9 protein-coding genes, 1 tRNA gene and 2 rRNA genes are annotated in these 11,025 nt (G+C 42.0%); 7 read left to right on the top strand and 5 right to left on the bottom strand.

Translation table 11 applies throughout. The annotated features are described in order from the left end of the window. The 3 genes from A9260_RS12445 to A9260_RS12435 form a co-directional block, all read left to right on the top strand. Window positions 1-260: ribosomal RNA gene (locus tag A9260_RS12445) — 23S ribosomal RNA — on the top strand; the annotation flags it as partial. A gap of 91 nt (window positions 261-351) precedes the next feature. Next, window positions 352-467: ribosomal RNA gene (rrf, locus tag A9260_RS12440) — 5S ribosomal RNA — on the top strand. 86 nt (window positions 468-553) lie between these two features. After that, window positions 554-644: transfer RNA gene (locus A9260_RS12435), tRNA-Ser, on the top strand. A gap of 858 nt (window positions 645-1,502) precedes the next feature. Here A9260_RS12435 and A9260_RS12430 read toward each other — a convergent pair. From A9260_RS12430 to hemC, 4 genes are read right to left on the bottom strand one after another with little or no spacing between them, the layout of a single operon-like run. Continuing rightward, window positions 1,503-2,681 carry a heme biosynthesis protein HemY gene (locus A9260_RS12430; RefSeq protein ID WP_068699445.1) on the bottom strand — a complete coding sequence of 393 codons (1,179 nt, stop codon included), beginning with the start codon at window positions 2,679-2,681 and terminating at the stop codon, window positions 1,503-1,505. Further along, on the bottom strand, window positions 2,678-3,832 hold the full coding sequence (locus A9260_RS12425) for a uroporphyrinogen-III C-methyltransferase (protein WP_068699443.1): 1,155 nt from the start codon (window positions 3,830-3,832) through the stop codon (window positions 2,678-2,680). The genes A9260_RS12430 and A9260_RS12425 overlap by 4 nt, the downstream gene beginning before the upstream one ends. Continuing rightward, window positions 3,832-4,578, bottom strand: coding sequence for a uroporphyrinogen-III synthase (locus tag A9260_RS12420; RefSeq protein WP_068699441.1), 747 nt, complete (start codon window positions 4,576-4,578; stop codon window positions 3,832-3,834). Before A9260_RS12420 ends, A9260_RS12425 begins: the two co-directional genes overlap by 1 nt. A 4-nt stretch (window positions 4,579-4,582) precedes the next feature. Continuing rightward, on the bottom strand, window positions 4,583-5,518 hold the full coding sequence (gene hemC, locus A9260_RS12415) for a hydroxymethylbilane synthase (protein WP_068699439.1): 936 nt from the start codon (window positions 5,516-5,518) through the stop codon (window positions 4,583-4,585). Window positions 5,519-5,852: 334 nt separating this feature from the next. Here hemC and A9260_RS12410 point away from each other — a divergent pair, with 334 nt between their 5' ends. After that, window positions 5,853-8,378, top strand: coding sequence for a class I adenylate cyclase (locus tag A9260_RS12410; RefSeq protein ID WP_068699435.1), 2,526 nt, complete (start codon window positions 5,853-5,855; stop codon window positions 8,376-8,378). Window positions 8,379-8,387: 9 nt separating this feature from the next. On the opposite strand, the gene cyaY is transcribed toward A9260_RS12410, so the two are convergent. Continuing rightward, window positions 8,388-8,702 (bottom strand): iron donor protein CyaY, encoded by a 315-nt coding sequence (cyaY, locus tag A9260_RS12405; RefSeq protein WP_068699433.1) that lies wholly within the window; start codon window positions 8,700-8,702, stop codon window positions 8,388-8,390. Between the two features lie 73 nt (window positions 8,703-8,775). On the opposite strand from cyaY, the gene lptM reads away from it, so the two are divergent. From lptM to dapF, 3 genes are read left to right on the top strand one after another with little or no spacing between them, the layout of a single operon-like run. Further along, window positions 8,776-8,901: an LPS translocon maturation chaperone LptM gene (lptM, locus tag A9260_RS16820; protein ID WP_082957112.1), complete on the top strand. Its 126-nt coding sequence runs from the start codon at window positions 8,776-8,778 to the stop codon at window positions 8,899-8,901. Between the two features lie 22 nt (window positions 8,902-8,923). Beyond that, window positions 8,924-10,177 (top strand): diaminopimelate decarboxylase, encoded by a 1,254-nt coding sequence (gene lysA / locus A9260_RS12400; protein WP_068699431.1) that lies wholly within the window; start codon window positions 8,924-8,926, stop codon window positions 10,175-10,177. Between the two features lie 9 nt (window positions 10,178-10,186). Continuing rightward, window positions 10,187-11,017, top strand: a complete 831-nt coding sequence (gene dapF, locus A9260_RS12395; protein WP_068699426.1) for a diaminopimelate epimerase — start codon at window positions 10,187-10,189, stop codon at window positions 11,015-11,017. Window positions 11,018-11,025 lie beyond the last annotated feature (8 nt).

Raw genomic sequence — 11,025 nt, 5'->3', positions numbered from 1 at the left:
GCTGCTCCTAGTACGAGAGGACCGGAGTGGACGAACCTCTGGTGTTCGGGTTGTCATGCCAATGGCATTGCCCGGTAGCTAAGTTCGGAATCGATAAGCGCTGAAAGCATCTAAGCGCGAAGCGAGCCCTGAGATGAGTCTTCCCTGGCACTTTAAGTGTCCTAAAGGGTTGTTCGAGACTAGAACGTTGATAGGCAGGGTGTGTAAGTGCTGTGAGGCATTGAGCTAACCTGTACTAATTGCCCGTGAGGCTTAACCATACAACACCCAAGGGGTTTTGTGGACTCGAAGAAAGAACGTTGAATGTGTGACATAACTTTTAAATAACAGTTTTCCGAATTTTAAAATTTGCTTGGCGACCATAGCATTGTGGACCCACCTGATTCCATGCCGAACTCAGAAGTGAAACACAATAGCGCCGATGGTAGTGTGGGGCTTCCCCATGTGAGAGTAGGACATCGCCAGGCTTTAATTAAGTTTTTAGATATTGAAAAATACCTAGAGACAAAAACTAGATAAGGCATCTATAAGACCTTAACTAGTAACAGTTTGTGGAGAGATGGCTGAGTGGTCGAAAGCACCGGTCTTGAAAACCGGCAACCGTTAATAGCGGTTCTAGGGTTCAAATCCCTATCTCTCCGCCACATTTAAGCCCCTGATTTATCAGGGGCTTTTTTTGTTTATAAGCTAATAAACCACTTCAAATCCAATGAGGTGAGTCAATTGGGCCTTTATAAATATCCCAACTCGGTGTTCTACACCAGATTCCCCCCCTCAAAGAAGTTAGTAAAACTGAGCTTCCCGTTCGATTTTAGAATGATCTTTGTACCAAATCATATCCAATAGCAGCGAACCAATATGGGAAATGATCAATTCAGCTTTGACTACACATTTTCGTGACACGATCTGTACACTACAGAAGCTATTCCAGGACTCTTTCAATATCGTTGTAATCAATGAGGTTCTGATTGGCTAAATAGTGTTGGTTCTTAATGTGTTCTGTATATCATCCGGTACAGGTTATGTATTGCGACCTTTAACATTTGTTCTAAGTAATTGAATATGATGTTTTTATTGAGCTGAGATAAGCTCGTACAACGCAACAACGCAACAACGCAACAACGCAACAACGGCATCAAAGCCTCAATGAGTTGTGGTATCAATCGTAGTAATCCCGATGGTAATAATACCAATCGTAGTAAATCTCTGATCAGCCTAGCTGGTTAAAACACTTGATAACCGCGTTGAAATTTTTGATTGTAGAATAACTACTTATCAAAAATATTCGCCTTGTTCTCAAGTGTTTTTCCTGCGCTATTTCTGATCATTTACTTACTGTGATTGGTATAAGTCACTGATCAGCAGAGCTGGTTATCAAGTGTTTTCTCTGCACTATTTCGGCGAATAATCTTACTGTGATTGTTATGAATTACTGTGAATTTAAGAAACGACAGACATAAAAAAACCGCTGATATACAGCGGTTTTGATGTATTAGGAGAGATTACTTGCCTAATAGTAATAGTGCTTTCTGTGAGACATCGTTAGCAGCATTGGTGTAGTTTTGCTGATGCAGTGCATTAGCTAATTGACCGTAATCATGCGCGCTTGGACGAATCTTTAATGCAGACTCAAAGTAGCCTTGAGCATCAGCCCATTTAGCTTCTAGCATTAAGATTTGGCCTATAACGCTGTGGATGTCAGCATTGTCGGAGAATCGCTTCTCTAGCCCTTTTAGATGCTTAAGTACTGAATGCCAATCGGTAATGTTTAAGGTTGGGTATACATTGAGTATCTCAGCCTGTTGGGACTTTTGAGTCGCCTCTTTGAGCACTGTAATTGCGGTATTGTCCGCGCCTCGCCCGATTAACTCGGTAGTAAAAGTTACCACGATCTGGCTTTCTGCTTTCATACTTTTAGATAGACTATCCCAATATCTGATTATGCCATCGACACCTTGTTGGTTAGATAGCTCAGAGATTCGACCAGCGTGCGCTTGTACTAATAGAGAGTGATGTTCTGCCTTAGAGACGCCTTTTGCTTTTTTAAGAATAGGTAGAAGATCCAATAGAGGCTGCCAACAATTTAATTGGACATAGCAGACTTTCAGAAGATTAAGCAAACGAGGGTTGTCAGGATGCTCAGCTTTTAAACTTGATAGAACATCAAAGGCACTGGCAAAATCACCCTCAGCCATTGCTTGCTTACCTTTGGTTAACCCAATCGCTAAATCAGAGTTTTTTTGCTTAGCAGCAAGCTCAAAGTATTTATCACGTTTTTCATGTTTACCGAGTTCATGGGCTGCTTCTGCGGCAACTAGATAACACAGTAGTGGCATGTCGTGAGAATTAGACCAACGAGTCACTTTCTTTTCAGCGGATTGCCAGTCACCTTCAATGAGCTTAATAATGCCTTCATTGGTTAAACGGCGAGCCTTTTTAAGTTTACGGTTACTAAACCAATTCCAAGTAGCGCTAGAGGCGCGAAGAGATCGTTTAATTAAAAATTCCGCTAAGAACAAAGCAACTAAAGCACCGATGACAAAGATGACCAGAGTGGTGACGCTCATCTCTATAGTGTAGTTAGCGAGTGATATTAGGACATAGCCTTGTTGACCTGCGTACTGCGTCCCTAAAAACAGACCAATACCTAGTGCGATAAAAACAAAGAATATACGGATCATTTGTTTACCTCCGTCGCAATGGTAGTCACTTCTCTGCGTAGACGCTCACGGATGATATCTGCGATCAATTGGTTCGTTTCTAACTTAGCTGGGTATTTTAAATCCACTTTTACTTTAGCTAGGCTAGCCAGTGAGCTTTCAAACTCTGTCACTGATGTTGCATCTTGGTCTAAATAGGTTTTGCTCCATTGCAGTGCCACATTAAGACTTTTTTGGTAGATCTCTTCTTGTTCAGAGTACGTTGCTTTGATCGCTGTCTCGAGTTTCGCTTTAATATTCTCTCTTAAGTAAAAGTGTTGCTGAGGAGAGAGTAGTGGTACAGCGCTGCCATCGCGCACTCTAAAGGTAATGAAGTGCTCAGCAAAGTTCTCTAGTGATGTAGAAAGGTTTGCCTTCCAGTCTTGAATATCTTGAGAGACATGCTTTTGAGTTTCTTGGGCTGCTTCAGGAAGAATCGCATTGGCTAAAGGAAGCTTATCGACTTGCTCTTGTAGAGCGATCAATTTAAGTGCAACACCATCTCGATCGATTAGAGGTAGGCTACGCAGTTTTGTAATGTCTTTTGCCATTGCTTTACGTAGTGGGACAAGGCTTGGATCATTTAGCGTAGCAATGCGTTGATCTGCCGCTTCCATTAACTTAGTTGTCGTTACTAGGTCGTGTTCTAGGTATAGTTTTCTTCCTGCTAGTTTTACTAAGTAGTCGGCTTCGGCTAATAACCAGTCATTTGGGCGACGACCTTTGACATCGGCGATAGCAAGTTGCAGGCTCTCAATACTTTTCTGTTGTTGATTAATCAGCACTTCAGCTTTATTGACTGCTTCATTAACCGCTTGAGTATTGGTTTGTTGAGATGCTTGGAGCTGAGAATTAATGCTTTGTTGTGCTGTTTTTAGTTGGCCTGATACGCTGAATAATTGCTGTTGTAGTTGCTGATTTTGTAGATTAACGTAATAAAACCCAGCGCCCGCAGTTATCAGTGAAATCACTACAGCGGCAATGGCAAGTCGTTTAGCTGGCTTGTTTGATGGTGTGTTTTGTTTGGTTTTTTGCTTAGCAGGGGTTATTGCTTTCTCTGACTTAGGCGAAGCAGGAACGGGTTTACTCTTGTCAACATGGTTGTCGTTATCGAGTTTTTTATCGTCAGTCATTATATTTTCCTATGTAATTCGCCTTGGATACTATTCATGATGGTTTGATTTGAAGCGCCCTTAATATTGCAGGTTTGTATAAAACCTAGCTGCAAGGCTAATTGAGCAACTCTTTCACTTGGAACCATCAACTTTAGAGAGTGTAACCAATTTTTATGCTGGTTAGGTATTTGTTGTGCAAAGAATTTTAATTGTTCGTAGCTGGTGACAATCAAAGTATCTATTTCACTCGCTTGCCATTGCAAGCTTAAACGGTGGCCATCGAAGCTGATCCATTGACGTGTATAGCTTTCTATATAGGCAACATCAGCGCCAAATTGCTGTAATTGATTAAAGAGCAGTTCGCGACCACTATCTCCCCGAAGTATCGATACTTTCTTGTTTTTAAGGCTTTTGAGGAAAAGTAGTTTAAGTAGTCCTTCGCTATCTTCAGAGCGTGGAGAATGGACCGTTTGCTGGCTATAAGATTGTAGGTAAGAGGCTGTTTTAGTCCCAACTGCTAAATATTGGCTGTGTTGAGGCCATTTTTTAGCTTTGTCTGACAATATCTCATGAGTAAAGTGAACCGCAGGTTGGCTTACACCAATGATAATCTCGGACTGATATAAGTGCTGTAGTTGGTTGTCGGATAATGCGGATTTTTGAAAAGAAACAACAGGGCAGTACTCAGAGACCACCCCTATATTATTTAGGGCATTACACAGTTCTATTGCCGTCGGTTGAGGTCGAACTATTAATGCCCTCATAACCTTATCCTTGGCTATAAACTTCGCTAAGAATCTCTTTGGCACCTGCGTTTAATAATTCCTGTGCAAGTTCCTCACCCATAGTGATGGCTTGAGAGCGTTCACCGCGGATTTCTGCTCTAATGATTTCAGTACCATCGGGTCTGCCAACTAAGCCTCTTAAATAAAGTTGGTTATCAGGTGTGATGACACAATAACTTCCAATCGGAACCTGACAGCCGCCCTCTAGAGCTAAGTTCATTGCTCGCTCGGCAAGTACTCGATCAGAGGTGTCGGTATCATTCAGTGGTTTGATTAAATCAAGAACACGCTGATCATTGAGGCGACACTCAATACCGACTGCACCTTGTCCTACCGCAGGAAGAGAAGTTTCTGGTTCAAGGTAGCTTTGGATACGTTGTTCCATTTCTAATCGTTTTAGGCCTGCCGCCGCTAAGATAATTGCGTCATATTGCCCGTCGTCTAGCTTCCCTAGTCGAGTTCCAACATTTCCTCTTAACTCTTTGATGATGATATCGGGTCTTGCCGCGCTGATTTGGCATTGACGGCGCAAGCTACAGGTACCGACAGTTGCTCCGTGAGGCAATTCATCAATAGAGTTATAAGTATTGGAAACAAAAGCATCTCTAGGATCTTCTCGCTCACAAATAACAGCAAGACCTAGCCCTTCAGGGAAATCCACCGGAACATCTTTCATTGAATGAACGGCAATATCTGCGCGCTCTTCTAACATCGCGACTTCCAACTCTTTGACGAACAACCCTTTACCGCCCACTTTAGCCAACGGTGTGTCTAGAATGATATCGCCTTTTGTCACCATAGTGACGAGCTCAATATCTAAGTCTTGATGAATTTCTTCTAAACGAGATTTAATATAGTGAGCTTGCCATAGTGCAAGAGGGCTTTTTCTTGTTGCTATTCGCAGAGTTTGTTTTGACATAATGACACTAAGAATATGAGAGATGAGGTAATTCTATCACTGCTAGTGGTAATTTTTCAGTAGGTAGTTCAGAGCTTGATGATATGACGCGTTATAATAATAAATTATCTAACTATCTGTGAGATCAGTCACGCTATTTATTGTATAAAGGGTTCATTTACGTGACCTTTCAGATCTTTCAGTTATCCTGCTGTGTCTAAATGTTACCACATGGTTGTGATAGGTGATTTTCTTTACCTATTGGCTCAAAAGTGTTAAATTGCTCACGTTTTGTGGGGTTTTTGTATAAAAATAAGGCACTCACCTTTTTTGTTTTTTTAGTTGGGAAGTTGACTTGCAGGCATACACTCATACATTAATTGCTAGACTCGATACGTTAAATGAACAACGTACACACCGTGCTCTAGGTATGATGGATGCTCAAGGTAGATACGTCTTTTCTCTTATCCCTCTTTTATTCCATTACAATCATCCTGCATTGCCTGGCTATGTCTCTGATAACGTACCGCAAGGTATTTTTGATTACTGTGCTGATACTGAACAACTCTGCTTTCTTGAAAATAGCGCTCGTTCTTACGGAGAACAAGTTGCCTCCCCTACGCAAACTGAAATCTTAGCTCTCTATACGATGGGGAGTACTTCCTCTATTGGTCAGAGCCTTACCAGTGATCTGGATATTTGGGTGTGTATTTCACCTGAAATGTCGACGGATAAACGCAGCATTCTAGCCAGTAAGTGTTTAAGTATCACCGAATGGGCACAGCAGCAGGGTGTAGAAGCAAATTTCTTCTTGATGGATGATCAGCGCTTTAAGGTTTCTAATCAAAGTGAAGCGATGACCGGTGAGAACTGTGGTTCTTCACAGCATATGTTGCTTCTTGATGAGTTTTATCGCTCGGCAATGCGCATGGCAGGTCAGAGATTGCTATGGAGCATCGTTCCTCCAGAAATGGAAGAGTGCTATGACCAATATATTTTTGAACTGTGTAATAGCGGGGAGATCAACTGTAATGAGTGGCTTGATTTTGGTCAGCTCAATAAAATCCCAGCAGAAGAATATTTTGGTTCTAGCCTTTGGCAACTATTTAAAAGTATCGATTCCCCTTATAAATCGGTATTAAAAGCAATTTTACTTGAAGCTTATTCTTGGGAATACCCACAGACTCAGTTATTAAGTATTGATACTAAACGTCGCTTCTTTATGGGTGATCCAGATCTTCACAGTATGGATGCCTATTATGTCATGCTGGAAAAAGTCACACGATACCTTGAAATGATCGGTGATCAGACTCGTCTTGATCTTGTTCGTCGTTGTTTTTACTTAAAAACTCACGAAAAGCTTTCGCAAACACCTAAACCCGGTTCTGTACCGTGGCGTCGTAAAGCGATGCAACAGATGACCTTGGGTTGGGGTTGGAGTGAGCATGATATTCAAGAGCTTGATACACGTCGAGACTGGAAAGTAGAGCGAGTCAAAGTTGTGCACCACAACTTGCTTGATGCTTTGATGGAAAGTTACCGTAATCTGATTCAGTTTGCGCGTCGTAACGACATCACCTCGGTGATAAGCCCACAAGACATCTCTATTTTAGCTCGTAAACTGTATGCCGCTTTTGAAGTTTTACCTGGCAAGGTGACATTGTTAAATCAGCAAATATCGCCTGATTTACATGAATCTGATTTGAGCTTTATTCAGGTAGAAGAAGGTCGTAGCAACCCTAAAGGTTGGTATCTTTATAAGCAATCTTTAGAAGCGAAGCACATTATTGGCCGTGCTCCTATAGAGCATCACCGCTCTTTGAGTAAATTGGTTGCTTGGGCTTTCTTTAATGGTTTGATTACCGAATCGACACGCTTACATTCAGTTGTTCGCAGTGCTGATATCGATATTGATAAACTGTATCAGATGGTTAGTGACCTAAGAAATACCTTTTCTTTGCGTAAGCGCCGTCCGACGATGGAAGCGCTTGCTAGCCCTTGTGAGATCAGCCAATTGGTTATGTTTATTAACCTTGAGGATGATCCCACAGCCAAGTTAAATCCACGCCAAGCTAAGAAAGATGGGCGCAACGTTAATTTGTTCTCTTGTGGTAAAGATAAAACCAGCATGATTGGCAGTGTCGATCTGGTGTATCGAAACTCTTGGCATGAAGTGCGTACACTGCATTTCCGTGGAGATACCAGTATTCTTGACGCACTAAAAACAGTGTTAGGTAAGATGCACCAAGATGCGTTACATCCAGAGTCAGTCGACGTATTTTGTTATAGCCAAAACTTCCGCGGACTGATGCGTAATACGGTATATCAGCTGTTGGCTGAGTGTATTGAGTTGCGTTTAAAACCCGTAGAGCAAGAAAAGCGTCGTCGTTTTAAAGCGATTGGTGTTGGTAGCAAAATGTACGGTTTATTCTTTGAGCGTCGAGGAGTATCAGTACAAACTTTAGAGAACTCGATAGATTTTTATCAAAGTATCTCTACTAATAAGCTGACCGGCTCACCGCTAGAGAAATTGAATAAAGAAAATGATTTCTCTTTACCTGATGTTATTGATGGGTTTGCTAGTGAAGGCTTAATTCAGTTTTTCTTTGAGGACACTGAAAACGGTTTCAACATTTATGTACTGGATGAAAGCAACATAGCTGAAGCTTATCATCGACGTGGTCATGACAAGAATGACGTGGTGGGAGAGATTAATAACTTCTACACCAATGATTTAAATGTTGAAGGAGAAAAGGCTAACTTTAACCTTCCTCAGTACTATCAAATTATCCATCAGCACGATAAAGATAGCTTTATCGTGCCATATCGTAGCGATAGTGAGTTCCACTCGACACCTTCAGCTGTCGTTGGTGCTTACTAATAGAGTGGCTTATTGCCACTCTATTTCTTCATCTGCCTGCTTTTCACATTCGGCTTTAACGAGTGCTAAAAGCTCTGCGCCTGTTTTAGAACAGATCCAAGCTCCCTCTTTTAAAGAAAAATGATACCCTCCCGATTTAGAGGCAAGCCAAATTTCACGCATTGGCTCTTGTTTATTAATAATGATTTGAGTGCGGTCTTCAAACTCTAAAGTCATTACATTACCTGATGTTTCAAAATCAATATCAGCGCCTGATTCTTCTATTGCTTGTTCAATGTTTTCTAGCTGTTTGTCAGCCAATTGATGAAACTCACTACTGTTCATGCATACTTCCTATTGCTTTTATTAATGGTGGTGCGATTATAGAGGTAAGGTCAAATATATCATCAACATCATCATGAAAAAAATTATCTCGCTATTGTGTTTAGGTTCTACATTGCTGTTGGCTGGTTGCGGTCAAACTGGCCCATTATATATGCCTAGTGATGCAGGGCAGGATACGCCCGCACAACCCACACAATAGTTATTGAAGTAAGGAAAGAATCTTGGACTATTTTAATTATCAGGAAGATGGTCAGCTTTGGGCTGAAGGTGTCTCCCTCACTCAAGTTGCAGAAAAATTTGGTACTCCAACCTACGTATACTCTCGCGCAACATTAGAACGCCACTGGAAGGCTTTTGACCAATCTGTTGGTGAGTTTCCACATTTAGTTTGTTATGCCGTAAAAGCAAACTCTAACCTTGGCGTACTCAATGCTTTAGCTCGACTGGGCTCTGGCTTTGATATTGTTTCGTTGGGTGAACTAGAAAGAGTTGTTGCCGCAGGTGGTGAACCATCAAAAGTGGTTTTTTCTGGGGTTGGTAAAACAGCAGCAGAAATTAAACGTGCTTTAGAGCTAAAAATTAAGTGCTTCAATGTCGAATCTGAGCCAGAGCTAGAACGAATTAGCCAAGTGGCTGAAGAATGCGGTGTAATCGCGCCGGTTTCTTTGCGTATTAACCCAGATGTTGATGCTAAAACACACCCTTATATTTCAACTGGCCTACGTGATAATAAATTTGGTATTGCGTTTGATCAGGCGCCACGCGTTTATCAGTACGCGCAGAAGATGCCAAACCTTAACGTGGTTGGTATTGATTGCCATATTGGTTCTCAGTTAACGGATATTGACCCATTTATTGATGCTGTTGATCGCCTTCTTGGCTTGATTGATAAATTAAAAGCACAAGGTATCAATATTAAGCATTTAGACGTCGGTGGCGGTTTAGGCGTGGTCTATCGTGATGAGATGCCACCTCAGCCTTCTGATTATGCTAAAGCGTTATTAGCTCGTTTAAGTAATCACCCTGAGCTTGAGCTGATATTTGAACCTGGCCGTGCAATTGCCGCTAATGCTGGCGTGTTGCTGACAAAAGTCGAATTCTTAAAGCATACCGAGCATAAAAACTTTGCGATTATTGATGCGGCAATGAATGACCTTATGCGTCCTGCGCTGTATCAAGCTTGGCAAGATATTGTTCCTTTATGCCCAAGAAAAGGCGAAGCAACAACCTATGATCTTGTTGGCCCTGTATGTGAGACGGGAGACTTTTTAGGTAAAGACCGTAACTTGGTATTAGAGCAAAATGATCTGCTGGCAGTGCGCTCTGCAGGTGCGTATGGCTTTACCATGTCTTCAAATTATAACTCTCGTCCACGAGTGGCGGAAGTTATGGTAGATGGCGATAGTATGCATTTGGTTCGTCAACGCGAGAGTGTTGAAAGCCTATGGCAACTTGAAAGCACCTTACCGGAGTAATTAAATAGCATGCATTTCCATTTTTCTAAAATGCACGGACTGGGCAACGACTTTATGGTCGTTGACTGCATTACTCAAAATATTTTCTTTTCTCCAGAATTGATTCGTCGTCTTGCTGATCGTCATACCGGTGTGGGCTTTGACCAACTATTGGTTGTAGAAGCACCTTATGATCCTGAGACCGATTTTCACTATCGTATTTTTAATGCTGATGGTTCGGAAGTCGAGCAGTGTGGTAACGGAGCTCGTTGCTTTGCACGTTTTGTGGCGATGAAAGGGCTAACCAATAAGTACAGCATTCGAGTGAGTACTAAAAAAGGCAAGATGCTGCTGCAGTTGGGAGAGGAGGATCAGGTTCGAGTCAATATGGGTATTCCTGAGTTTGAACCGAGCAAGATTCCTTTTAAAGCTAAGCAAAAAGAGAAAACGTATATCTTGAGAGTGGGACAGAGCACATTATTTTGTGGCTCAGTCAGCATGGGAAATCCGCATGTGGTTACGGTTGTTGATGATGTTGCAACGGCCAATGTTGAAGAACTGGGCCCACTGCTTGAGTCTCATGAACGTTTTCCTGAGCGTGTTAACGCAGGTTTCATGCAGATTATTGACCGTAGCCAAATCAGCCTAAGAGTTTATGAGCGTGGTGCTGGTGAAACTCAGGCGTGCGGCAGTGGTGCTTGTGCTGCGGTTGCTGTGGGCATTTTACAAGGCTCATTGGATGAGTCTGTTGAGGTTAATTTAACAGGTGGAAAGCTGCAGATTGAATGGGAAGGCCCAGGCCAACCACTGTTCATGACAGGCAGTGCAACCCATGTATTTGATGGGCAAATCAGCTGTTAACTCATTGC

The sequence above is a fragment of the Vibrio sp. UCD-FRSSP16_30 genome (assembly GCF_001676025.1).
In the GTDB taxonomy this organism is placed as follows: domain Bacteria; phylum Pseudomonadota; class Gammaproteobacteria; order Enterobacterales; family Vibrionaceae; genus Vibrio.
The sequence above is the reverse complement of the archived record's forward strand: the minus strand, read 5'-3'. Positions and strand labels throughout refer to the sequence as shown.

Excerpts from the sequence above, each read along its gene's own strand:
- A9260_RS12430 (WP_068699445.1), bottom strand. The coding sequence starts at position 2,681 with ATGATCCGTATATTCTTTGTTTTTATCGCACTAGGTATTGGTCTGTTT.
- A9260_RS12425 (WP_068699443.1), bottom strand. The coding sequence starts at position 3,832 with ATGACTGACGATAAAAAACTCGATAACGACAACCATGTTGACAAGAGT.
- A9260_RS12420 (WP_068699441.1), bottom strand. The coding sequence starts at position 4,578 with ATGAGGGCATTAATAGTTCGACCTCAACCGACGGCAATAGAACTGTGT.
- hemC (WP_068699439.1), bottom strand. The coding sequence starts at position 5,518 with ATGTCAAAACAAACTCTGCGAATAGCAACAAGAAAAAGCCCTCTTGCA.
- cyaY (WP_068699433.1), bottom strand. The coding sequence starts at position 8,702 with ATGAACAGTAGTGAGTTTCATCAATTGGCTGACAAACAGCTAGAAAAC.
- lptM (WP_082957112.1), top strand. The coding sequence starts at position 8,776 with ATGAAAAAAATTATCTCGCTATTGTGTTTAGGTTCTACATTGCTGTTG.
- dapF (WP_068699426.1), top strand. The coding sequence starts at position 10,187 with ATGCATTTCCATTTTTCTAAAATGCACGGACTGGGCAACGACTTTATG.